At 52.1% G+C, this 22,250-nt stretch carries 24 protein-coding genes and 1 tRNA gene; 9 read left to right on the top strand and 16 right to left on the bottom strand.

Annotated features, from left to right (window positions below; translation table 11 throughout):
• The first annotated feature begins 186 nt into the window (after nucleotides 1–186).
• Entirely contained in the window at nucleotides 187–1,173 is a 987-nt protein-coding gene (locus IPM09_04650) for a peptidoglycan bridge formation glycyltransferase FemA/FemB family protein (GenBank protein ID QQS21777.1), read from the top strand.
• A gap of 122 nt (nucleotides 1,174–1,295) precedes the next feature.
• Nucleotides 1,296–1,847, top strand: a complete 552-nt coding sequence (locus IPM09_04645) for a hypothetical protein (GenBank protein ID QQS21776.1) — start codon at nucleotides 1,296–1,298, stop codon at nucleotides 1,845–1,847.
• Here the strand turns inward: IPM09_04645 and tsaD are convergent.
• A complete protein-coding gene (gene tsaD / locus IPM09_04640; GenBank protein QQS22473.1) occupies nucleotides 1,844–2,929 on the bottom strand; it encodes a tRNA (adenosine(37)-N6)-threonylcarbamoyltransferase complex transferase subunit TsaD in 1,086 nt (361 codons plus the stop codon). The two genes, IPM09_04645 and tsaD, sit on opposite strands and share 4 nt — an antisense overlap.
• Nucleotides 2,930–3,017: 88 nt before the next feature.
• On the opposite strand from tsaD, the gene IPM09_04635 reads away from it, so the two are divergent.
• The 3 genes from IPM09_04635 to IPM09_04625 are packed head-to-tail and all read left to right on the top strand — an operon-like array spanning nucleotide 3,018 to nucleotide 5,753.
• Nucleotides 3,018–3,356, top strand: a complete 339-nt coding sequence (locus IPM09_04635; protein ID QQS21775.1) for a CD225/dispanin family protein — start codon at nucleotides 3,018–3,020, stop codon at nucleotides 3,354–3,356.
• Between the two features lie 35 nt (nucleotides 3,357–3,391).
• Nucleotides 3,392–4,453, top strand: a complete 1,062-nt coding sequence (locus IPM09_04630) for a hypothetical protein (GenBank protein ID QQS21774.1) — start codon at nucleotides 3,392–3,394, stop codon at nucleotides 4,451–4,453.
• Complete coding sequence (locus tag IPM09_04625) at nucleotides 4,446–5,753, top strand: UDP-N-acetylmuramoyl-L-alanyl-D-glutamate--2,6-diaminopimelate ligase (GenBank protein ID QQS21773.1); 1,308 nt, start codon at nucleotides 4,446–4,448, stop codon at nucleotides 5,751–5,753. Before IPM09_04630 ends, IPM09_04625 begins: the two co-directional genes overlap by 8 nt.
• On the opposite strand, the gene IPM09_04620 is transcribed toward IPM09_04625, so the two are convergent.
• The 8 genes from IPM09_04620 to IPM09_04585 form a co-directional block, all read right to left on the bottom strand.
• Complete coding sequence (locus tag IPM09_04620) at nucleotides 5,734–6,603, bottom strand: amidinotransferase (GenBank protein QQS21772.1); 870 nt, start codon at nucleotides 6,601–6,603, stop codon at nucleotides 5,734–5,736. The genes IPM09_04625 and IPM09_04620 overlap by 20 nt on opposite strands.
• Before the next feature lie 20 nt (nucleotides 6,604–6,623).
• Complete coding sequence (locus IPM09_04615; protein ID QQS21771.1) at nucleotides 6,624–7,655, bottom strand: peptidoglycan bridge formation glycyltransferase FemA/FemB family protein; 1,032 nt, start codon at nucleotides 7,653–7,655, stop codon at nucleotides 6,624–6,626.
• 56 nt (nucleotides 7,656–7,711) lie between these two features.
• Nucleotides 7,712–7,987, bottom strand: coding sequence for a hypothetical protein (locus tag IPM09_04610; GenBank protein ID QQS21770.1), 276 nt, complete (start codon nucleotides 7,985–7,987; stop codon nucleotides 7,712–7,714).
• Complete coding sequence (locus IPM09_04605; protein QQS21769.1) at nucleotides 7,987–8,304, bottom strand: hypothetical protein; 318 nt, start codon at nucleotides 8,302–8,304, stop codon at nucleotides 7,987–7,989. Before IPM09_04605 ends, IPM09_04610 begins: the two co-directional genes overlap by 1 nt.
• Before the next feature lie 74 nt (nucleotides 8,305–8,378).
• Nucleotides 8,379–9,269, bottom strand: coding sequence for a hypothetical protein (locus IPM09_04600; protein ID QQS21768.1), 891 nt, complete (start codon nucleotides 9,267–9,269; stop codon nucleotides 8,379–8,381).
• 20 nt (nucleotides 9,270–9,289) lie between these two features.
• Nucleotides 9,290–10,123 (bottom strand): hypothetical protein, encoded by an 834-nt coding sequence (locus IPM09_04595; protein ID QQS21767.1) that lies wholly within the window; start codon nucleotides 10,121–10,123, stop codon nucleotides 9,290–9,292.
• 93 nt (nucleotides 10,124–10,216) lie between these two features.
• On the bottom strand, nucleotides 10,217–10,531 hold the full coding sequence (locus IPM09_04590) for a hypothetical protein (protein ID QQS21766.1): 315 nt from the start codon (nucleotides 10,529–10,531) through the stop codon (nucleotides 10,217–10,219).
• Between the two features lie 59 nt (nucleotides 10,532–10,590).
• Nucleotides 10,591–11,094, bottom strand: coding sequence for a hypothetical protein (locus IPM09_04585; protein ID QQS21765.1), 504 nt, complete (start codon nucleotides 11,092–11,094; stop codon nucleotides 10,591–10,593).
• 80 nt (nucleotides 11,095–11,174) lie between these two features.
• Here IPM09_04585 and IPM09_04580 point away from each other — a divergent pair, with 80 nt between their 5' ends.
• The gene (locus IPM09_04580; GenBank protein ID QQS21764.1) at nucleotides 11,175–12,221 is read left to right on the top strand and encodes a bifunctional phosphoglucose/phosphomannose isomerase; all 1,047 of its coding nucleotides are present in this window, start codon (nucleotides 11,175–11,177) and stop codon (nucleotides 12,219–12,221) included.
• A 75-nt stretch (nucleotides 12,222–12,296) separates the two neighbouring features.
• On the opposite strand, the gene IPM09_04575 is transcribed toward IPM09_04580, so the two are convergent.
• Both IPM09_04575 and IPM09_04570 read right to left on the bottom strand, forming a co-directional pair.
• Nucleotides 12,297–13,520 (bottom strand): ABC transporter permease, encoded by a 1,224-nt coding sequence (locus IPM09_04575; protein ID QQS21763.1) that lies wholly within the window; start codon nucleotides 13,518–13,520, stop codon nucleotides 12,297–12,299.
• Nucleotides 13,517–14,425: an ABC transporter ATP-binding protein gene (locus IPM09_04570; protein QQS21762.1), complete on the bottom strand. Its 909-nt coding sequence runs from the start codon at nucleotides 14,423–14,425 to the stop codon at nucleotides 13,517–13,519. The genes IPM09_04575 and IPM09_04570 overlap by 4 nt, the downstream gene beginning before the upstream one ends.
• A 114-nt stretch (nucleotides 14,426–14,539) precedes the next feature.
• On the opposite strand from IPM09_04570, the gene IPM09_04565 reads away from it, so the two are divergent.
• A tRNA-Ser gene (locus IPM09_04565) sits at nucleotides 14,540–14,631 on the top strand.
• Between the two features lie 25 nt (nucleotides 14,632–14,656).
• Here IPM09_04565 and IPM09_04560 read toward each other — a convergent pair.
• Nucleotides 14,657–15,598, bottom strand: coding sequence for a hypothetical protein (locus IPM09_04560; GenBank protein QQS21761.1), 942 nt, complete (start codon nucleotides 15,596–15,598; stop codon nucleotides 14,657–14,659).
• Nucleotides 15,599–15,716: 118 nt separating this feature from the next.
• On the bottom strand, nucleotides 15,717–16,343 hold the full coding sequence (locus tag IPM09_04555) for a L,D-transpeptidase (GenBank protein QQS21760.1): 627 nt from the start codon (nucleotides 16,341–16,343) through the stop codon (nucleotides 15,717–15,719).
• A gap of 157 nt (nucleotides 16,344–16,500) precedes the next feature.
• Here IPM09_04555 and IPM09_04550 point away from each other — a divergent pair, with 157 nt between their 5' ends.
• Nucleotides 16,501–16,935, top strand: a complete 435-nt coding sequence (locus IPM09_04550; GenBank protein QQS21759.1) for a hypothetical protein — start codon at nucleotides 16,501–16,503, stop codon at nucleotides 16,933–16,935.
• Nucleotides 16,936–17,003: 68 nt separating this feature from the next.
• Here the strand turns inward: IPM09_04550 and IPM09_04545 are convergent, their stop codons facing one another.
• The 3 genes from IPM09_04545 to IPM09_04535 all read right to left on the bottom strand — a co-directional run bounded on the left by IPM09_04545 (nucleotide 17,004) and on the right by IPM09_04535 (nucleotide 19,428).
• Nucleotides 17,004–18,212, bottom strand: coding sequence for an ABC transporter permease (locus IPM09_04545; GenBank protein ID QQS21758.1), 1,209 nt, complete (start codon nucleotides 18,210–18,212; stop codon nucleotides 17,004–17,006).
• A gap of 2 nt (nucleotides 18,213–18,214) precedes the next feature.
• On the bottom strand, nucleotides 18,215–18,916 hold the full coding sequence (locus IPM09_04540; GenBank protein QQS22472.1) for an ATP-binding cassette domain-containing protein: 702 nt from the start codon (nucleotides 18,914–18,916) through the stop codon (nucleotides 18,215–18,217).
• Nucleotides 18,917–19,020: 104 nt separating this feature from the next.
• Nucleotides 19,021–19,428, bottom strand: a complete 408-nt coding sequence (locus tag IPM09_04535; GenBank protein ID QQS21757.1) for a phage holin family protein — start codon at nucleotides 19,426–19,428, stop codon at nucleotides 19,021–19,023.
• Between the two features lie 413 nt (nucleotides 19,429–19,841).
• On the opposite strand from IPM09_04535, the gene IPM09_04530 reads away from it, so the two are divergent.
• Nucleotides 19,842–22,250, top strand: a complete 2,409-nt coding sequence (locus IPM09_04530; protein QQS21756.1) for a ribonucleoside-diphosphate reductase subunit alpha — start codon at nucleotides 19,842–19,844, stop codon at nucleotides 22,248–22,250.

Below are 22,250 nucleotides of genomic sequence, written 5' to 3'. Positions count from 1 at the left end.
GGCAAATAAAAACAATAGGTATCAATGAGAAAGTTTTCACGTGAAAACATTTCTAAAATTTGTCAATACCTGACACCTCTATAAGACCGCCATTTTTTCCACGTGTTTATGTTCTACTTTAGTATAGCACACTTCATGCGAAATTATGCAAATTTGCCTATGGCTATTAGGTGTATAATATGCAGCATGACGATAGGGAAGGTGTGTGAAGAGAGAGAACTGTGGGATGAAATTGTTCATGATATGGGCGGTCACCCGCTGCAACTATGGGGGTGGGGTGAGCTAAAAGCGGCAAACAACTGGCTGGCGCACCGTGTGCTATTTGTTGATGACGAGGATCATGTGCAAGGTGCGGCACAGATACTTGTGCGCCGTCTGCCTGGGCCATTTCGTCGCCTTGACTATGTACCACGAGGGCCGGTGTGGCGGGTTGGTAAAGAAAGGGAAGTACTCCAGGCGCTCGTTGCGTACTCGAAGCAGCACTTGCCGGGAACTGTGCTATCGATCGAACCAGACGACAGTGAGATGGATGTCTACCACCCATGGCACCCTACGACGAACACGATTCTTTTGCCGCGTACAATTATTCTCGACCTCGCTAGTTCACTGGCTGATCTTGAAACGGCTATGAGCAAAAAAACCAGACAATATATCCGCAAATCGAGTAGGGAAGCGCTGGTGTTTCGGAAGGTTAAAACAGATGAAGAAATTGCCCAATGCCTCGCAATCTATCACGACACTGCTGAACGCGCCGGCTTCGACCTTCATACCGACAAGTATTATTATGACGTTCATCGTTATCTTGGTGATTCATCGGTAATATTTGCGGCATTTAAAGGTGAAAAACCTATAGCGTTTGTGTGGTTGGCGATCAGCAGCCGCACTGCATTTGAGCTTTATGGTGGCATGAACCAAGAGGGACAAGAACTACGAGCTAACTATGGCCTGAAGTGGCACGCTATTACTACTTGCAAAGAGTGGGGGCTTGCCCGCTATGACATGAACGGCCTACTAAACGACGGGGTAAGTAGTTTCAAGCAGGGCTTTGCTAGCCATGAGGACAAGCTAGTCGGTACCTATGATTACCCGCTCTCACCCCTGTACTGGGTCTGGTCGAAGGGCCTGCCGACCGCTAAAAAATTCGTACGGCGTGTTAAGTCGTTGCGCAAATAACAACACTAATTATATAACAGACCAGAAGATCTATTGTAAGTGGTATTGCATAAATAGCGAGGTAGTTTTAAGCTAGCCACAGAACGCACATAGCGTCGTCTAATACACTAGGTGGAGGGAGTATGAGAAAGACACAATCTATCAATATTTGGTCATGGAAGGGGCTGTTGCTGTCGGGCTTTCTGGTTGCTTGTCTCGGCGCCGTCCTATCACCATCCGCTCCACAAGCAAGTGCAAGCTACAAAGTCAACGCGCTAGGGGGAAAGCTCTACTACTATAACGGCAACTTACTCAATACTTACTACGGGACAAACTATCCCGGCACTGGATGGGGTTACTACAACAGTACTCCTTATGTATCTGGCTGGAGTCGCATGCCATCTAGCGACCGCTGGATACTATACGAGGGGAGTTGGTCAAAGGGAACATTTTCTGCGCCTTGGACAGGGTGGCCTACTTATCACGATGTTGATGCGGTCTGGGTTCCGCGCTGTTACTGGATGAGGCTCGATACCCAACAAGCATTTGATGGAACCGTGTGGTGGCAATACTGGCGCTGGCTGCCAGGTGGCCCGGAGGGGCGATGGTTTAAACTCAATGGCCCACTAGGTGCAAACGATGGAAGGTATAGGATCTCCGACATCCACTATGACAGCGGCGCGTGTAATGCCTAGTAGCTGCGTCGCCAAACCGATTGAGACATAGAAAGGCTGGGCTGTACCTCAAGTGAATAGGGATCAGTGGCGGCACATTTCTGCGCGACAAAATAGCCAAGTGTGGCGATCATTGCCGCGTTGTCGGTGCACAGGTTCATCGGTGCGTATTCGATAGCAATCGGCAGACGATCGCTGAGCTGCCGACGCAGCTCTTGGCTAGCGGCCACACCACCGGCAATCACCACTGAAGCGGGTAGATAGGCTTCGTAAGCCGCCAATGCCTTATCGACAAGCGTTGCGACCGCCGTGTACTGGAAGCTCGCAGCAAAATCATGCCGCTGTTTGCTCGTGAGAAGCTCTGCAAGCTCGTGTGAGGGAAAAGTGATGTCCACGCCTGCTTCGCGCTGAACGGCTCTTAGAACGGCCGTTTTGAGGCCTGAGAACGAAAAATCAAACTCGCCCTTAAGTTTGGCCCTGGGAAATACATAGGCATGAGGGTCGCCATTCTCGGCAGCCGCAGCCACTGATGGACCACCAGGGTAGGAGAGGCCGAGAATTTTTGCGACCTTGTCGAATGCTTCTCCAACAGCGTCGTCTTGCGTTTGGCCAAGAAGGCTATAGTCGCCATGATCACGGAAGAGCACTAACTGGGTGTGGCCACCACTTACGATGAGCGCTAGGCAGGGGAATGCGGGTTGCTTGGCGGGGAGGGCCAATTGTTGACCAGGCGCACTGGTGATGAAATTGGCGTACACATGGGCCTCTACATGATGAATGGCGTAGAGTGGTTTGTGCTTTGTTATCGCCAAGGTACGTGCCGCCAGGGTGCCGATCAGTAAAGATCCAATCAGCCCTGGGGCGTAGGTGACGGCAATGGCATCGATGTCGTTCCAGGTACAGTCGGCATCGGCTAGAGCTTTATCAATCACTGGCCCAATTGCTTCAATGTGACTGCGTGCAGCGACTTCTGGCACTACTCCCCCATAGGCCTTGTGAATATCGATTTGCGACACGACAACATTACTGAGTAGGCAGAACCCATCCTCAACCACCGCTGCTGCGGTTTCGTCACAACTACTCTCAATTCCCAGAATTTTCACTACTGTTACCATACCATGTGCCAACGATATTCGCTAGCACAAGCAAATCTGCTACTATAGACTCAGCAAGTAATTCATAGGAGATGTAATGAACGAACAACAACCAGTACCGCCCGTGCCAACACCCGTACCCGCTCAGCCGGTAGCGCCTGGTGTACAACCAGTCAATAGCCACATGACAATGAGCGTCGTTTCGCTTATCTTGAGCGGTATCAGTATCTTTGGTATCTTAGCCGTCGTCTTCTCGTCAATGGCAAGCTCGGCGCTAAGTGCCGGTAATGTGCCCGATGCCACAAGTAAAGCAAATACAGCTAAGATTATGGCGATTATCGCGTTTGTTTGGGCGGGGCTAGGAATACTTTCGTTTGGTTTCTTCTTGCTTATGATGATTATCGCGGCCGCCAGCGGTAGTGGTAGCAGCTACTAGTCTCCATAGTCTGGTTCTAGTGCTAAAATAGAAGCATGATGAAGCGGGGGAGCAAGCCAAACAGTTACAAAAAACTGCGCGTTAAAATCGCATCGCTTCGCTATGGTAGTAAATCAAATACTGCGAAGCTGATCCTTGTTACGGGCAACCACGGCAAATCAACTGTTGTACGATTGATCGCGGAACTTTTGCGTGAGAGCGGAGCGAAGGTAGTCGAGGTGATGGCGGCGGCTGATGCCGACCACAGCTTCGAAACAGATCCCTTCTTGCTGCACCGCCGCCTGGCAGATGCGTCTCGTCAGGGCTACGACTATGTAGTAATGGAAGTGCACGCGGCACTTGTCGCTAGTTACGCTTTGCCGACTCTTACCGTAGAAATGGCTGTCGCGACTACTGATTCACCCGAGCTTGCAGCTGTTACCGCTCTTGGGGTGCGCTACGCAGTGCTGCCCCATGGCCTCACGCCCCCTGCTGGTGTTGAACACCACAATCTCATTACATTCGGTACTGACGAAAAGGCCGATATGCGTGTTGTGTCGCAAGCACTGTACCGCAAGGGTACGGAAGTGTCGCTCGTCATCGATATGCACACCAAGCTCGACGTCGCGTCTTACCTTGTTGGTGAGGCGAATGGGCTCAATGTTGCCACGGCGCTGGCGGCGGTGTATGTACTGGGTGTCGATGTCGCCAAGTTTGCCGACGGCATCGCCCGGGTAGAGCGAATCGCAGGGAACTTTGACTATTTGCGCCACAACGCTCCGTTTTTGATCGCTGTTGACCAGGGCGGTGCTGACGATAGCTTGCTGCGACTCATTGACAACGCTAAGCAGCTCGCCAAGCGTCGTTTGCTCGTAGCGCTCGATACAGCTGCCCAGCCAACGGTACTGGACTCGCTACGCAAAGTGGCCGACAGAGTGGTGGTTGTTGGCGATAGCGCCGATCCTGATGCTGCCCGCGACCACGAAGAAGCAGCGTTCATTGTGGTGCGTGGTGCCAAAAAAGACGATTTGGTACTGCTCGTCGGACGACGCTATGCCGACTACGACGACGAAGGCAGCGCCCGTATAGCGGGAGTGATCGGCGGTAGTCGTGAGTAGGGTGAAGCGGCTGCTCAAAAAGGCTATTCCTCGTGCCGCTTTTCGCGCTGCCGAACCGCAGTATCACCGACTCGAAGCCGCCGCAGCGGCTGCGTACCGCGGCTTTCCGGCGCGCGGCCTGCATGTTATTGGGGTCACTGGCACCAATGGCAAAACGACAACGAGTAGCATGATTCACCGTATGTTAGTGGATGCTGACTACCCGACTGCGCTTATGACAACTGTCTCTTCTGGGGTGGGCAACGATATTGTTGCTTCGCAGGTGCATATGACCACGGCTGGGGCCCCACTGCTCCAAAAGCGTATTGCAGAGTTCCGCCAGCAGGGTGCCGAGTGGCTGGTACTCGAAACCACCAGTCATGCCCTGGCGCAGTACCGCGTGTGGGGTATCCCGTATGAAATAGGGGTCATGACGAATATCACGCATGAACACCTCGACTACCATGGCAGCTTTGAGCGCTACCTCGCGGCGAAGTTGCGCCTGTTCCGTATTGCAGCCAAGCATGGCCGGAAGTTTGGTATTTACAATGCCGATGATCCGAGTGCTGCGCGCTGGCGGGCTGCCGTACCCCGCTCGCTAGGCTATGGCCTGCACCAAGGTGAGCTAGTACCACACCACGTTCACATGACAGCGCAGGACAGCGCCTACCAAGTGAGTTACAAAGGTGTTACTTACGACATTGTCTGTAACATTCCAGGCGAGTTTAATGTTTATAACAGCTTGGCGGCAGTTGCGGTTGGTATAGAGCTTGGACTTAGCAAACAGCAGATAGAGCAGGGAATTGCGGCGCTGAAAAGTGTTGACGGTCGTATGAATACCATCGACGAGGGCCAACCGTATGCAGCCGTCATCGATTTTGCCCATACGCCCGATTCGTTTGAAAAGTTGTTGTCAGATTTACGACATAACACTGTTGGTAAACTTGTCGTTCTGTTCGGCTCTGCAGGACGGCGCGATGAAAGTAAGCGGGCGATTCAGGGTGAGATCGCCGGCAGATACGCCGACGAAGTAGTGCTCACCGAAGAAGATGATCGTGATGTTGACGGCGAAACGATACTAGAACAGATCGCTGAGGGCGCACGGCGTAGCGGTAAGGTCGAATTTGAAACGATGTTCAAGCTCCTTGATCGCAGTGAGGCGATTCAATTTGCCGTGAGCAGGGTAAAGACTGCCGACGATACCGTCGTGTTCCTGGGCAAGGGCCACGAAAAAGTGATTGAACGAGCTGATGGTGAACACCCCTGGGACGAGGCGGCCGAAGTGCGCACTGCCATTCGCGCTAGTCAAGCGTCAACGTAGTGCAGCGGATGTAGCCGCCACCTTTGACGAGTTCGCAAATTTCGGGGTGAAGTAGCGCGAAGCCGCGGGCGCGTAGTTCGGCGGCAAACTGCGGGGCGTGGGCACTCATAATCACCGTGCTGCCGGTAGAAACAAGGTTGCAGGCAAAGGCGTCTTTGGCTTCATGCTCGCTGACGATAATTTTATCTACCTCTGTTAGATCTTCGAGAATACGCTGACTTTCCGGCGTAAAGGCTGTCGGGCAGTAGGCGATCAGGCCCTTCTGGCCATTTTCGGGGCCACGCAGCACCGAAAGTGCCAGGTCTATGTCGTAGTAAAAGCTATCGGGCCAGCCAGACGATGTATTTATGACATCATTTCCTAAGGCATCTTGCTGCGGGACAGTGCGCAGCTGAATACGACGGAACCCTAGCGTTTCGGCCGCAAAGAGTAGCGCTGCTTCGTCACTACGGTAGGTGCTACCGCAGAATAGTAAGTCACCGCAGGGAAGGGCATCGCCTTGGCCGCTAAACTTGAGCCCGTCGGGTACTTCGAATGTTTCAATACCAAGTGTAGCGAGCATGTACCTTGCGTGGGGCTCCTCGGCCTTACGTGCATTTGGTAGCCGTGCCAGTACGGCTTTGTTGCCGCGTACCAGCGCCCAGTTGGCGGTATACACACCGTCTTGGCTGTCGGCTGGTGCTGCCACCTGCACCACCTCTATGCCGGCTTGCTGCATCATGTCACGAATATGGTCGTGCTCTTGCTGAGCGACGGCCAGGTCAACCGACTCAATATGGTAATAGGGGTTGATGGGCTGCTCGTTGCTGAAATGGCGGGCATCGGACATGAGAACTTTGCGGTTAATCACTAGGTAAAAAGGCCTTTCGTTTAGTAATAGGATTCGTGGTGACGCTTGAAGTGGAGGCGACGGACAAGCCTTTCGACATAGACTACCCACAGCTTGGTTTTCCAGACGCTGATCGGTAGTTCGTAGGCACCTACGTAGTCGGTGACATGCTTATTAAAGCTGGTTTTGAAGCGGCCGAGGCCGTAAAACGGGTGCTTGGGGTCGGCGATGTCGGCCGCGGGCGGCGTGCCGCACAAGTCGTGTACTACGCTACCGCGCGATTTTGCCCACTCGATAACTTTCCATTGTAAGTAGTGGCTACCGCCGTAGGTCACTTTTTCGCGGACACTGGCGCCGTCTTTGTAGGTGCTTTTTTGGCCATACACCAGCGCGTAGGCGCCGGCGATGAGCTTGCCGTCAAAATAGGCGAAGAATAGTTGGCCTTGCCCAGCCTCGCTGTAGCGCTGGTAAAAATCGTGGTAGTACTGGCGAGAGCGGATCACAAAGCCAGCCCCAGTGGCCGTTTCCGTAAAGAGTTCGTACATTATATCGCAGTTTTCAGGGGTGCTTTCGACCATTTTTACTACTACACCGTCGCGCTCGGCACGCTTTATGGCGTGGCGGCCTTTTTGCGGCAAGTTCTTCATGATGGTTTCTAGGCCGTCGTGCAGGTCAACGACCACAGTTGAGCAGTTGTATTGGATTGGCCGAGTGGCTATAAGCCCTAGCGGCGACAGGTCGGTGCCGAGCGGCAGCTCTGGCTCGATCTTCACTGTGAATGCCCCGTGCTTCTTCGCAAATGGTCGGAGCTCGTCGACAATTGTCTGTAGTTCCTTCGCCGACGTGACGCCTGGCCCTTTGGGGACATACCACACCTTACCGAGCAAGGGGATTCGCTTCTCCATAGCTGTCATCGCCGCTGTGTCGCACACAATATGGCGGATCGTCCAGCCGCTCGCGCGCTTGAGGTCGGTAAACACGAACCCCTGCAGCACATTGCCGCCATCAGGGTTCTCAGGGACAATCGTGTCCCACTGCTGTATTTCTGCTTCCGTCGCAAACCGCATGTTCATGTCGTACTCTATTGTACTATGACTGGGGGCATACAAAAACGCCCCCGAGAGGCGTGCTAATAATCGCTGATTGCTCTACGTTTTTCTAAGGCACGCGTTGGTTTACTATGGTCGCGTGAATTAGCTGCCATATGTGCTTGATGACGTAATGCTTCAGGGGATTGATGAGCTATGTCCCACGGCTTTTGGTCGAGTGCTGCGGCAGCGGCCTTAGCGGCTGCGCGTCGAGAACGCTTTGGGATAGATTCAAGCACTCGGCCCTCAACTGAAGTTACAATTTTCGTCTTTGGCTCGGCCGGCGGCGGCACGTCATATCCACGCGGTTTTCCCATTACTGCATTCCTAGCGCTTTTCTTAGTTCTTCATCGGACATAGCACTAACATCGGGTACTTTGTCACTAGCGTCGGCATCAAGTGCTGCTACTTGCTCAGCTACGGTTGGTCGTGGGTCGGCGGTAGGTGTAGCAACATCTAGGCTGCCTGTGGTAGCAACTTCAGCTGCAATCTGTGCAGCAAACGCATCGGCCTCAGCGGTCATTGCGCTTCTTTCTTGCAGCTCGTGGGCCGCTTGTGGATGTAATGACGCTGCCGCTAGCTGGTCGTAGATTGGCGTTGGCTCACCTGGCTGTGGTGATAGGGTTTCTGGCATTTCTTGCGTTCCTTTTTATTTTGCGTACTGCTATGTAATCATTTAAGCACAAATAGTATAAAAAGTCAATAGCGCTACGATCCAAGTGTGGCAATATGCCCGAGCGGTTGCTGCCGGCGTATATACGCTTGCTTGGCGAGTTCGAGGTTCCGCTTCATTTGCTCGCTGCGTAGAGCGATATCTTTAGTGTCGAGCCGCAAGGCTTTGCGAAAGCGTGGGCCTTCAACACCGGTATAAACTACTTGTTCTGGGTGGCGTGCTTTGCTGCGGGCATGGCGAGCGGTGGCATAGCTAGCCTTAAAATCAACAGGGAAGCGCACATCGTCCATTGTGATCCAGCGGTCAATGCCGCGCAGGTCTTCGTGTGGGTCGGTTATCCGCTCAACCGTCACCCCAGGGAGACTAAGGGCGATCTGTTCGCCAAAAATCTCTTGCTGCATACCGTGAATGGTGATTTCGAGCTGATGATGAAACCAATTGGCTTCACTCGCCCAGCCAGCGTGGTCATCGCCCCAGCGCTGACGATTAAGTACTCCATGCATAGTGCTGAGGAAACCAACAAGCTCATCAAATTCAATTGTTGGGTCGTGCATGAGCATGTCTTGAACCGCGTGGTTAAATTTCACGGTGCGCAGTTTTGCGGCTTCCAGTGCGCGCTTCGTGAGGGGTTCTACATGGTGGTGATGGCGGATTGCCTCGAGCCCGTGCGTAAACTCACCGAGTTGGCTTACAATGCGCAGTGAGTCTGCTTCTTTGCGCGTCGTTGCATCGCCTTGACGGTCAAGCTGATTTGCCCGGGCTGATGCAGCGGTGAACAGTGTTGCCTCGACCGACATGCCCCTAAGCCTGAGGCGCTGAAACATGTCGCTCGCAACTAACTCCGCAATCGTGCGCGATGCATCGAGGTAGGGAGTGCTCTGTACTTGTTCGGTTTTTGCGGATGGAAGTGTTTTTGTTTCATTCATATGCGTTTTAGGATTATAGATTAAAAATGACGAGGCCGCTCCGGATCGGGGAGCGAATCATAATCAGCTAGGAGATGATGGTGCATAGCACGTGCGATTGTCATTCCAGGAGCAAGGGAGTTAGGTTTAGTATCGTTTGCACCATGGGCGATAGGAGCGTGATCGCGCATTGAGGTTGCGAGTTCCCGAGCATCCTGAAGATTGGTTAACCCAAGCAGGTCGCAGAGCTGCGTAGCAACGGCATTATGTGCAGAACGACGAGACTGGTCTTTTTCCATAACAAGCGCTGTCAGCCCCTCGCCTCGGCCTTTTTTTAATAGGCTCGCATACTTTTCATGTTCATCGGCAGCACGGAGATAGCGGCACCAAGCCTCGTCGACAGTACGAGGGAAACTGCCATAGGGATAATGATGCCAGCGGTTGTTATTTTGGCTTACGATAATGCCAAGTTTAGTTAGCACCGGTGCCTCAAGTGCAGACTGACATCCAGTTTCATTGAGCACATGTAACACTCTCTGTTTTGATTCTTCGAACTCGCTGAGTGTCGGCAAATCGTATTTTTCGGCAATACGTGCGCGCGTATCGGCGACAAGCTGCTCCTGGCTATGTTTGATTGCCAGTTGTGCACTTTCCTCTCGGGCCATTCGCATTCGCTGTATGTTAAGGGCGAACTCAGGGTTGTATTTCATAAGATAGGAGGAAGTGATATCGTCCAAACGTTCGTCAAACATACTTCTGTTCGAACGCAGCAACTGGCGTAAGGTCTCTAGTGCCTCTTCGGACAATTCGAAGCTTAGATCTGGAGTAGATTCGTTTTTTGTTTTTGAAATTGTTTCGATGACAGTAGTGGTCATTTGATTCTAGTTAAGCATAAATGGAATAAAAAGTCAAGAGGTGATGGCTATGAAACGCCCCACGGAATGAACCGTGGGGTAGTTGACGACTAATTAGTCGTCGAAGGTCAGGTAAGCCCAGCTGTGGTCCATGCACACTTCCAGGTGGCCGGGCCGTTGCTCGCGGCCGATAGTCACCGGATAACTCTGGTGAACCATACCCAGTCGTGGTCGGCCCTCGGTGACAGCAAGCGTGACTTTGCGGTGGCGCCAGCTATTACGCTCGTGCACACGCAGCCGTACTACTTCTCCCCTGAGCAATCGTGTCACTAGCTTCTTCAGCTTGAGACCACGGGTGTCGATGCGAAGTTGCTTGCCCATGAGCAGCCTTTCTGTAGGGGGCGGATACCTTTTTATACGATACCACAAATTGAGCTATAAAGCAAAACATCCGCGGGGGTTGCGGATGTTTTGCTATAAAGGGGTGACTATTGCTGTTGCTGCGGGTTGGACAAAAAATCGATTTCTTTGATGATATCGAGCAGCGCCTGAGCTTTGCGGGCTTCATCGGTGATTTGCTTGGCGGCTTCGTGTGCTGGCGCAACCAGTGATTTGTCGTCGGTAGAACGGATGAGCAGGAGGTAGGTGTCGAACTTTTCTTCGGGCGCAAGATTGAGCTTGTCTACAAGTGGGCGTAGCTCATTAATTGCATCTGACTTGACGCTACCGAGGTCATCGCCACCTACTGTGGGGAGCGAAGGAGCTGGCAGAGGGGCTGATACGGGCGGAAGCTGGGGCTCTGCAGGAAGAGTAGAGCTGTCAACTACAGGCGTAGCAGCAGGGGGCGGACCAGCAGCAACTGGCGCGACGATATCACTCATTGCTGCACCTGTTGTTTCTTCATCATCGCCTTCAGCAGTCACGCCGGCCAAAACCTTCGCGAGTTCTTGATCATCACTGATCGGTTGAGTTGATTGCGGTTGAATGTCCATGCCCACCCCTGTAAATTAAAATATACTTATGCTTAGCTATACTGTATCATAGGAAGAGAAGAATACGCAAGGAGTGGGTGATGCTTGATGATGTGAATGTGTTAAAACAACGGGACCCCGAGGATGCTTTGGGTGTAGCAGCCCGGCTGTACGAGCAGGTCAGTTACAACTGCGAACTAGTAGACGCTGAGCATGACGGACGTGAAATAAAAGATGTTGTTGTGGCAGGAATGGGCGGTTCGGCGCTCGCAGCCGATGTTGTGAAAGCGTTCCTCGGTGACAGATTAAAAGTGCCGTTTGATGTCGTAAAAAGCTATACGCTTCCAAAGTACGTGCAGCACAACACACTGGTGATTGCGAGTAGCCATAGTGGCAATACGGAAGAAACAATCAGTTGCTTCACCGAAGCAATTGAGCATCGGCATAATCCGCAGCTCGCCGTGATTTCGACAGGCGGTACCTTGCAGGAAATGGCTGCTGCCCACCGTATTATGTATGGTAAAATACCCCATGATACCCAGCCGCGCATGGGAATGATCTACAATTTGCGCGTGCTGCTAAAGATCCTCATTGCTTATGGCTTGGTTACGCACGATGTATATGACGAGCTGGACAGTGCTGCCGACTGGCTGCACCACGAAAGCGACGGATGGACCAAAGAAATGCCGACAACACACAACTATGCCAAGCAACTGGCGCTGACGGCTGTTGGCAAAACACCTGTGTTCTACGCTGGCAACCTAATGGCACCGGTGGCGTATAAGTGGAAGATTAGTTGGAATGAAAATGCCAAAAATGTGGCGTTTTGGAACTATTACCCCGAGTTTAACCACAATGAATTTTTGGGCTGGACCAGCCATCCGGTAGAAAAGCCATTTGTCGTGTTTGACCTAGTGAGTGAGTTTGAACACCCGCAGATTTTAAAGCGTTTCGCCCTGAGCGACAAACTGCTCAGCGGTCGGCGGCCTAAAGCCAACGAAGTGTCGCTTGCTGGCGATACGGTGATGAAGCAGATTCTTTGGGGGTGTGTGCTAGCAGACTTCGTTAGTATTTACGTCGGTATTTTAAATGGCGTCGACCCAACACAGGTTGATTTGATTGAGAAGTTCAAAAAAGAATTGAGCTAAGACCCCCACCGTTTGTGTCTTGGTAATATAGCTCAGCGATAGAGTGAGCTGAATTTCGCTAGGGCCGCGTGAGTACTAGTGGTATTGCCTCAGGGATTCAATCGTATCTTTGCGAGCAGCTTTAAGGGCGGGGAAGATACCGAATATAAGGCCGACGCATAGCGCCATTACCAGCGCAATTGCGGCAACCTGCCACGTAAATGCAGGGGCAAAATACAGCTGAGTACTGATAATGAAGGCGAGTACGTAGCCAGTGAAATAGCCAATCAGTCCACCGATGAGACTCATCATCAACGATTCAATCAGGAACTGTGAAACGATACTAGCATTGCTGGCGCCGACAGCTTTACGGATGCCAATTTCGCGTGTCCGTTCGGCCACGCCAACCAGCATGATATTCATAATGCCAATGCCGCCGACGAACAGTGAAATAGCGGCGATGGCGGTCATTACCTGGGTGAGCGCCACAAATAACTGGTTGGTCGGCTTGCCGATATCTTGACCGACGGCGATGGAAAAATCTTTTTCGCCGCCATGTGCTTGGAGGAGGCGACTAGACACACTAGTGGCAATTTGCTGCATATTGCTGCCGGATTTAGCGAGCACATTGATTTGCTGGATCTGAGCGCGGGATTGGTGAAATTGCTTGCCCTGAGCAAGGCTGACAACCGCAGCATTGTTGAGGTCGACATTGTTGTAATTGATGGGGTTTTGCGATTTTTTAATCACACCGATCACTGTGAACTGTAAGCCGCGGATTGTGAATGTACTACTGATTGGACGTTCTGTGCCGAAGAGGTCGATCGCAAGCTGCTCGCCGACCACTGCAGTGTTGGCATCGGTCGATTCATCGAGGAATTGGCCGCTCTTCATAGTGATGTTGGCAACCTTGGTAAAACCAGATGTTGTAGCAACAACAACACCATTTTCGATGGTTTCGGTTTGTGATTTTAATGTGCCGTCAACAGTCATCACTGGTACAGCCGTATCTATGCCAGGGAGCTCCGCTATAGCGCCTGCATCCGCTTCAGTAAGGCTACTCGTGCTAAACGATTGCTGGGCCACGGGGTTAGTGAGGGCATTGGGGTCGCGGGTTTGTAGTCCTGGACGCACAACAACGAGGTTACCACTATAGGCTTCGATCTGTTGGTTAATCATTCGCGACACACCGCTGCTCAAGGCAAGGATACAGGTGATGCTGGCGATACCTATGGCGATTCCGAGGGTTGTGAGAACACTGCGTGCTCGGTTACGCCTTAGCGAGTGATAGGCGTTTTCGATGTGATCAACGAATATCATGACGTTTTACTGTCCTTCTTGCTGTGGGTGGCACGTTTTTTCTTTGCCGTTTTTGGCTTCGGGGTGGTCGCTATTTTCGTTGTGCGCTTTACGGCGGGGCTCTTTGCTTTCTCGGCAGACTGCTTGGCGCGCGTTGCCTTTGCCAAATTGGTGCGACGGTTGAGCGGGATTTTGGTGACGGTATAGGCGTCTTTTGTATCAACTTTGATACGAGTATCGCTGGCAATACGGCCATCGAGCATATTAATCACTCGACTAGCGTAGCTAGTAAGCCCAGGGTTATGCGTAACCATGATGATAGTATTGCCTTTTTTGTGAAGCTCGCTCAGCTCTTCCATAATGACATGGCTACTACGACTGTCGAGGTTACCCGTTGGTTCGTCGGCGAGAATAATGCTTGGCTCGTTGACCAGCGCCCGCGCGATAGCAACACGCTGCATTTGACCACCGCTCAGTTGCCAGGGCATGTAGTACTCGCGTTCTTGCAGATGGAACTGCTTCAGTACCTCACTGGCACGTTCTAGTCGTTTTGTTCGCGCAAGGCCCTTGTAGGTGAGAGGGAGGGCCACATTTTCAAGGACCGTCAAGCGATTAATCAGGTTAAAGCTTTGGAACACCATGCCAATCTGGTTGCTACGGACGCGGGCGTGTTTGGCACTGCCCAGGCGATCGATGGCGTTGCCGTCAAGTAGGTATTCGCCCTCGTCTGCACTATCAAGTAAGCCCAGCACGTTGAGTAGCGTGGTTTTACCGCAGCCACTAGGCCCCATAATGGCGATAAACTCGCCCTTCTCGATTTTGAGGCTGACTTCGTCAAGTGCGTTGAAGCATGCATCACCTAGCCCATACCGTTTGGTAAGAGCCCGTAGTTCAATGACCGGTGTTGCCAAGTCGGGTTGTGCCATCTGTCCCTAGTATGTTGCAGGGGGTAGGTGCACTGCAAGCGGAATGGCATACATTGTGAGGTGAAAAATACAACTTTTATCTAACACTGTCGATTGAGCTATAATAAGCCTATTGGAGAGGTGTCTGAGTGGTTGAAAGAGCACGCTTGGAAAGCGTGTGTGCGAGGCAACTCGTACCGTGGGTTCAAATCCCATCCTCTCCGCCATAGAAAAATAGAGACCATCTGGCCTCTATTTTTCTTGCCTACGACTAGTGCCCGGTCGTAGGAGATGCAGCACCTTTGCGGGGTCTTTGTAGACAAATAGCTCGGTAACATCATGGAGCTCGTCGTATTCACCCTCTGTCTGGAAGGGAACTACCGACGGTTGCTCAAAATAGACCGTGAGGTGATTGGTGGGGTGGGCGGGTGCGCGCCCGGCGAGTGCACGGAGACCAAAGGGAATATTTGGCATAATCGATGAAACGTTATTGGTTCGGAAGCCAAACGTACTACCAGCGGGGTAGTCGGTAGAAGAGCGAATAATACGGCCAACCTGTCGGCTATTGATGGCTAGGATGTCGGTCACGGCATTTTGCACGAGGGGCGATTGACTGGTGTGAAAGGCCGGCAGCAGGCGGTCGCGTAGCTCGAAATAGTCCATACCGAGCTGCCCAATACTCGCTGCGAGCTTAGTCCATTCGGGTAGGTTGCGCATTCGCTCGCGTGAAGCTGAGGCACCAAATCTACTTGCTGCCATGGCTGTGAAGCCAAGTGTCATATAGCCTGGTGCATCGCGCAAGTAGCGGCCATTCGTCTCGATTGTCATCGGATGAGCGTCAACAACATGTGCTGACGAGTCAAGCAGTTGCAGAGGATTTTGCTCCTTGCCGAGGTCACGGAAATTGCCGTAGCCTAGCGGTCCAATCAGAGTGTTGGTATGGCCTTCGCGCAGTACGGCATTTGAAATTTGCATCGCAGTGCCATCACCACCTGCCGAAAGAATGATATCTCCATCTTGGAATGTGTTGCGCATATCATCGATGTTGGCCTCTGTATCAGGATATTTCGTTAGGAATGGCTCATAGTGCACCCCGGCCGCATCGAGCTGATTAAACACGCCAGCCTGTATCTTTGCGGCCCGAGTACTGAGTGGGTTGTGAACGACAACGACGCGTTTTTCTGTTTGAAGCATTTATATTATTATAGCAAATCATAACCATTTTGTCAACTATGCTTATCTGTCGATATGATGAAATTCATGAGTAATTTAAAACCGCCGGCCCGAATGAACGGGCGCGGCGGTGATTGCGTCAGTAGACGACGACGCGCGTACCGATGGGCGAGCTGTTGTAGACCCACTGCGCCCCTGCCCAGTCGCGCAGGTTGACGCAGCCGTGGCTGCCGCCGGTCGGACTGGACCATCCCCACTGCGTGAATTCGTCACTGAAGTGGATCGCGTAGCCGCGGAGGAAAAACAGTGAGAACGGCATGCGCGCGCCGTACTTGTACGAGTACGCGTTGGCGTTCTTCATGTATACATGGAACAGGCCGTTTGGTGTGTTCATGCCGGGGCGGCCAAAGCGCGTATCGAGGGCGCCGGCCACCTGACCGTTGACGACAACGAACAACTTGTTCGCGGCCTTGCTCGCACACAGTGCGATGCCCGGCACCTGGCACCTGGTATCGATGCCAGCGATGGGCGCGTATGTGGGCGTCGCCTTTTTTGCAGTCTTCTTCTTCGCCTTCTTCTTCTTCTTCTTCGCCTTCTTCTTGACGACCTTCTTGGCCGACTTGGTAACCACAGTCTGCGTGGTCGTGACGGCGGAGGCGGATGAGGCGACGGCAATCTCGACGCCACTGAAAATGAGCGCAAGGCTCATGATTACCATGACCCAGGCGCGCACGCGCCGCCCGACGGTGTTTTTGGTGAGGTGCATTCCCGTTCCTTTCGATTGTGGGAAAGTGTGTTGCACACTATACCATAAACATACAGGCGTGTCTGTAGCATCTGACGTGCCATTATCATTGACAAATTATAACAAATAGGTTATCATCATCTTTGATTATCCGTCGATACAGAGGAGACAGGGTACAATGGTTCTTTTTCTTTATTTCATCGGCTTGTGCGCATGCCTTGGCATGAGCGTCGCTGCTGGGCGCGCAGTTGGAGATTACTTCCATAGCTGGCCTGTTGGGTTGGTGGTGTTCCTGATCGCTGCGTACGTGCTCATCAGAACACTGACGTTTCTGGTGGTGTCGGTTGTCACCGACAAGGAGTCGGCGTGGGAGACCGGTCGCCGTCGGTACGGGATTTATGCGACCGATAGCGGCGACAAAGAAGCCGCGCTTGAAGCGTTTGCGGAACGAATGAGGGCAAAGAACGATGCCCTTTCTCGTGGTGTGTCACCCAAGGAATTTGATGAGCAGCAGCGGGTGGAGGACAGGGCTGCTACGGAGCGGCGCGCCCGAGAAATCTCAGATCGGCTGCGAGAAGCGGCTAAGGACAAGTCCATCAAGTGGGCAGATTAGCCCCACTACCCCCATGTGCCACGCGCGCGTGGGGGATTTTAATGCAGCTAACGAGACGGTGTGCACATCTATGATCGACTAAATATCTCACGGAGGCTGAGTTTGCGACTATACTCGAGTGCGCCGTAGCGAAATATCCGTACCGCGATTGACATGGTAAGTGCCGCGCTGATAACAAGTAGCATAATTCCTACTGTAATCTCCCATGGCTCCAGGTTGCCGACCGCATTGCGTAGCAGCATTGGTATTGGTGCGGTGAATGGGAAGAGTGTGAGAAAACGTACGAATGGGCTGTCGGGAGCAGAAATGAAGAGAGAAACAGCGTAGAGCGGTCCAAAAATCAGCATCATGATAAGGCCAATGAAGCCGCCAGCTTCTTTGGCGGTAGGGACGGCGGCACCGATGGCCACCATCAGCCCCGTAAAGAGCAAGAAACTCGCGATAAATATCACGGCGCCGATGGCGATTCTGCCTGGGTCAACCGGTAGCGACGAAAGGTCAAGGTCGGGGAGCTGGAGCTTATCGCGGAATACAAAATAACCAGTGAGGGCGGGTACAAGGATTATGAGTCCTTGTACTACTGCGAGAATGATCAGCGAATAGATCTTGCCAATGATCAGTGTGCGTGCCTGCACCGTTGTGAGTAGCATTTCGATGACGCGATTTTCTTTCTCCTCAGTTGTACTGGTTAGCATTTGGTTGCCAAAGAATGCAATCAGCAGATAAAACAGTACGAGAAATATGCCCGGGAGGACCATCTGCTTGGCGGGGTCGAACTCTGCCCCGTCGCGGTAGGTCGTGACTTTGCCCTTTGTCGCATCTTTGACAATGGCGCGCGTGTTGGCGTCAACTGAGTTTTCGACAGATGCCGTGAGTAGGGCCTTGGCGACACCCGAATACCGGCCGTTGTCAAAAATACCCACATCTCTGGCATATACCTCGATCTCACTTTTTGACAGGTCAGCTGGGTAGTAAAAGTAGGCGTCAAGCGAGCCAGATTTGACTGCTGCGATCGCAGCACCTTTGGAGTCGACAATTTTTGCACCGAACGCAGTAGCCAGCTCAGGTTTGATGAGGCCGGAAGTATCGGTAATTTGCAGGCTAAATTTTTGTTTCTCGAGGTCTTTCGCGGCTTGTTCAGTTGAGACATTTGACATGAATACAATGCCAAATACAGCTGCGATCATGACAGGGAAGCCGAGCGCCATAACCCAGAATGATTTTTTCTTAAGAGTTCGTGTTATTTCGAACCGCATAACGGTGAGTAGATTGTGCATCACTATACCTCCTCCTCATTTTCGTCGCCGTACACTCGCACAAATATGTCGTCAAGTGATTTGCCACCAAATTTCTTCTTGACATCGCTCACCGTGCCATAGGCGCGGGCGACTCCATCTTTGAGTAGTAAGATACGATCACAGAGCTGTTCAACCTCTTCCATCTGGTGAGTGATCATCACGACGGTTGCGCCCTTTCTCTGATGATCTTCGATAATGCTCATAAGCAACCGGCGGTTGACGGGGTCGAAGCCTTTGGTCGGTTCGTCGAGAATGAGTAGTTCAGGGTTTCCGAGCACGGTGATGCCGAGCTGGATCTTTTGCTGCTGACCACCGCTCAGTTTGTCGAGACGTATCTTTGCCTTATCTTCTAGTTTGACGCGCTGTAAGAAGTCCATCGATTGGCGTCTGGCTTCGTCGCGCTTTAGGCCTTTGAGTTGCCCAAAATAAACCATTGTGTCGATAACCGACTCCTTCTTGTATAGTCCGCGCTCTTCCGGCAGATAGCCAAGCTTTACCCCTTCGCTCACCGAGTAAGGTGCGCCATCAATAAGTAGTTCGCCAGCTGTGGGGATATAAATTCCTAGAAGCGCCCTGATAGTGGTTGTCTTGCCGCTGCCGTTGCTACCAAGCAGCCCAAACGTTTCGCCGCGCTTGACAGTAAAACTGAGGTCTTTGATCACCTCGGTGTCCCCAAATCGCATAGCGAAGTTTTTGATTGTAATAATGTCGTCCATATACCCTAGTGTACCACCACATAAAAAGTAGGCCCCAGCCCGCGGGTGCGGGCTGGGGCGGTGCGGGGAGTTCAGTAGCGCGAGCTGCTGGAACCCTGCTTGGTGGCGGGGATCATCAGTCCGAGCAGAAGGCCAGCGCCGACTGTCGGCCAGAAGCCGGCGAGGGTCACCCAAGAGGGGAGCCAGCCACTGAAGATCCACAGGGTGAGGGCGTTGAGACCGAACATCAGCACGGGCAGTAGCAGAAGGGCGCCGATGCCAGCGGTCACCAGACCGATGCCGGCAGTGAGGAAGCCCATGACCAGCCGCACCACCGCTCCGACAAGAGCGAAGATGAGACCGAACCCAAGCGCGTACAGAATGTAGCCTCCGGGAGTGGTAAGTTCCGCGCCGTTGAACCGGAAGTGGACCCAGCCCCACGTGTTGAGGCCGAAGATGACGGTCGCTTTGATGAGGATGTTGATAACGACACGAAACATGCGGACTCCTTGGTAGAAGGAACTCCCCAGGCGGGGTGCTAAAATTTATATTAACATTTTTTTCAGTGTTAGTCAATACTATTCTCAGTGAAGTATAAATATGTTATTTCTTTCAGTGACATAGACGCTACATATAGCGTAGTAAAAATTACCATAGACACTATAAGGTGTTGGCGTAAGGCGTTGCGAAAAAAACATAGCCAAAATACTTGAAATCTCCATATATAGCGCATATTATTCTATACAGACACTACATATGTAGTAGTTCAGCAAAATAGACACCACCGCAAGATTATCGTAGAGCTAGCTCACCACACTAGTGGTAGCTATTCTTGTGGTGTGCTAGGACACTTTGAGGGAGGTGGACGTGGCTATCGAGCGAGGGTACTAACATAACATAAAGGACAGGGCATATGACAAACATCCAAGTGGTGAAACGCGATGGCACCCGCGAACCATTTGACGCCAACAAGATAAACCTGGCGCTTGTACGAGCAAGCGAGGGTTTGCCTGATCAAATACAAAAAGTAGTGCAGGTAGCGACAGAGTTGCAACTGACATTATTTGACGGAATTACGAGCGAAGAGCTCGACGAAGCGGTGATTCACACTGCGCTGCAAAACGTAAAAGACGACCCAGACTTTGATACCATTGCTGCGCGTTTGCTGCTGAAAAACATTTATAAGAATATTCTGGGCGACTATACCGACGATGCTGAGCTGAAAAAGCTGCACGCCAGTCATTTTCCTCGCTATATTAAGCAGGCGGTGAAGGATGGCTTGCTTGACAAGCGGATGGCCGACAGCAAGCTGTTTGACCTGAAAGCACTTGGCGACGCGCTCGACCCCGAAAAAGACAAGCTGAGCAAGTACCTCGGCGTCATCACCAACAAAAACCGCTATGCGCTGCGTAAGCAAAACGGTGAACCACTCGAAACGCCGCAGTTTACTCATATGCGGATTGCGATGGGGCTCAGTTTCAACGAGAAAAACCCTACCAAAGCAGCGCTCGATTTTTACAAGCACATGAGCAATCTAGACTACCTGCCTGGCGGCAGCACGCGGGTTAACGCGGGCGGCAGCTTCCCGCAGCTTTCTAACTGCTTTGTAATTGATGTCGAAGACGATATGGAGAGTATCGCTAAAAGCATTCGCGACACCATGTGGATTGCCAAGGGTACCGGTGGGATTGGTATTAGTATGAACAAGCTCCGTGCGGCTGGTAGCCCGGTCAAAACCACCAATACGGTGAGTACCGGTCCGCTACCGTTCATGAAAATGATCGATACCGCGCTGTTTGCGGTCAGTCGCAAAGGCAAAAAAGCCGGCGCAGCCGCGATCTACATGGAAAACTGGCATCTTAATTTCCCGGCATTTATGGATTTGCGCGAAAACAACGGTGACCCGTACTACCGCACAAGATTTGCCAACATCGCCGTGTATATCAGCGACGAGTTCATGAAACGAGTGCAAAAAGAGCAGGACTGGTATATGTTTGATCCTGCTGAAACAGCTGACCTGAGCGAACTCTACGGTGCAGCCTTTAGTGCACGCTACAGTGAGTATGTGAAACTGGCCGAAGCGGGCAAGCTGCGCGTGTTCGACAAAGTACCGGCGCGGCAGCAGTGGCGGCAAATCCTCATTCGCCTGCAGGCGAGTAGCCATCCGTGGATTACCTGGAAAGATAGTATCAACGTGCGAGCACTCAACAACAATGTCAGCACTATTCACTCGTCAAACCTGTGTACCGAGATTACGCTGCCCAATGACAAAGACAATATATCGGTGTGCAACCTTGTGAGCATCAACCTAAGTGCGTTTTTGGACGTGGAGAAAAAAGAGTGGGACTGGAAACGGCTAGAACTCGCGGCACGCAGTGCGATACGCCAACTCGATAACCTGTGCGATGTTACCGATACGCCTATTCCAGAAGCGATTCATAGCATTAAGACCACACGGGCCCTTGGCCTTGGCATTATGGGCTTCACCGATGTCGTCGAAAAGATGGGCTACAGCTATGAATCCGAAGAAGCCTACGACCTGATGGATCAGATGGCAGAATACATTAGCTACTATGCGATTGATGAGTCGGCTAATCTTGCAAAAACCCGCGGTGCCTACCCAGACTTTAAAGGCAGCGGCTGGAGCAAGGGCGAACTGCCTGTCGATAGCCTCGACAAGCACGAAAAAGACCGCAAAGTGAAGGTAAAGCTCACGCGCAAAAAACGCCTTGATTGGGAATTGCTACGCAAGAAGACGACTAAGGGTATGCGCAACGCCACGCTGATGGCGATTGCGCCAACGGCCAATATCGCTCACGTGGCCGGCACTACTCCGGGGATTGACCCACAGTTTGGCCAGATATTTAGCCGCAGCACGCTGAATGGTAAATTCCTTGAAGTGAACACCAACCTTGTGCGCGACCTAAAAGCACTCGGCATATGGGATGACGTGAAAGAGCGTTTGCTGGTGGAGCAGGGCGACCTGACGAATATCGAGCAAATTCCCCAGCATTTGAAAGATGTTTACAAGACTTGCTTCCAGCTTAGCCCGTTTGCCTTTATCGAAGTGGCGGCTCGGGCACAGAAGTGGGTTGACCAAGCAATCAGCCGCAATATGTATCTTGAATCACGCAGCATTGATGACATGGAAACGGTCTATATGGAGGGGTGGCTACGCGGGCTCAAAACCACGTATTACCTACATATGAAACCACGTCATCAGGCGGAGCAGAGTACCACAAAAGTTAATAAAGCAGAAGCATTGGCCGCTGGCGGCGCCCGCAAGGCTGGGTTTGGCTTCGCAAAGAAACAAAGCGTATAG

This window comes from Candidatus Saccharibacteria bacterium, from assembly GCA_016700015.1.
GTDB lineage: Bacteria > Patescibacteriota > Saccharimonadia > Saccharimonadales > Saccharimonadaceae > Saccharimonas.
This window is presented reverse-complemented; position numbering and strand designations above follow the sequence as displayed.

Coding starts and splice junctions, on each gene's coding strand:
- IPM09_04650 (QQS21777.1), top strand. CDS start 187: ATGACGATAGGGAAGGTGTGTGAAGAGAGAGAACTGTGGGATGAAATT.
- IPM09_04645 (QQS21776.1), top strand. CDS start 1,296: ATGAGAAAGACACAATCTATCAATATTTGGTCATGGAAGGGGCTGTTG.
- IPM09_04635 (QQS21775.1), top strand. CDS start 3,018: ATGAACGAACAACAACCAGTACCGCCCGTGCCAACACCCGTACCCGCT.
- IPM09_04630 (QQS21774.1), top strand. CDS start 3,392: ATGATGAAGCGGGGGAGCAAGCCAAACAGTTACAAAAAACTGCGCGTT.
- IPM09_04615 (QQS21771.1), bottom strand. CDS start 7,655: ATGAACATGCGGTTTGCGACGGAAGCAGAAATACAGCAGTGGGACACG.
- IPM09_04610 (QQS21770.1), bottom strand. CDS start 7,987: ATGGGAAAACCGCGTGGATATGACGTGCCGCCGCCGGCCGAGCCAAAG.
- IPM09_04605 (QQS21769.1), bottom strand. CDS start 8,304: ATGCCAGAAACCCTATCACCACAGCCAGGTGAGCCAACGCCAATCTAC.
- IPM09_04600 (QQS21768.1), bottom strand. CDS start 9,269: ATGAATGAAACAAAAACACTTCCATCCGCAAAAACCGAACAAGTACAG.
- IPM09_04595 (QQS21767.1), bottom strand. CDS start 10,123: ATGACCACTACTGTCATCGAAACAATTTCAAAAACAAAAAACGAATCT.
- IPM09_04585 (QQS21765.1), bottom strand. CDS start 11,094: ATGGACATTCAACCGCAATCAACTCAACCGATCAGTGATGATCAAGAA.
- IPM09_04580 (QQS21764.1), top strand. CDS start 11,175: ATGCTTGATGATGTGAATGTGTTAAAACAACGGGACCCCGAGGATGCT.
- IPM09_04575 (QQS21763.1), bottom strand. CDS start 13,520: ATGATATTCGTTGATCACATCGAAAACGCCTATCACTCGCTAAGGCGT.
- IPM09_04570 (QQS21762.1), bottom strand. CDS start 14,425: ATGGCACAACCCGACTTGGCAACACCGGTCATTGAACTACGGGCTCTT.
- IPM09_04560 (QQS21761.1), bottom strand. CDS start 15,598: ATGCTTCAAACAGAAAAACGCGTCGTTGTCGTTCACAACCCACTCAGT.
- IPM09_04555 (QQS21760.1), bottom strand. CDS start 16,343: ATGCACCTCACCAAAAACACCGTCGGGCGGCGCGTGCGCGCCTGGGTC.
- IPM09_04550 (QQS21759.1), top strand. CDS start 16,501: ATGGTTCTTTTTCTTTATTTCATCGGCTTGTGCGCATGCCTTGGCATG.
- IPM09_04545 (QQS21758.1), bottom strand. CDS start 18,212: ATGCACAATCTACTCACCGTTATGCGGTTCGAAATAACACGAACTCTT.
- IPM09_04540 (QQS22472.1), bottom strand. CDS start 18,916: ATGCGATTTGGGGACACCGAGGTGATCAAAGACCTCAGTTTTACTGTC.
- IPM09_04535 (QQS21757.1), bottom strand. CDS start 19,428: ATGTTTCGTGTCGTTATCAACATCCTCATCAAAGCGACCGTCATCTTC.
- IPM09_04530 (QQS21756.1), top strand. CDS start 19,842: ATGACAAACATCCAAGTGGTGAAACGCGATGGCACCCGCGAACCATTT.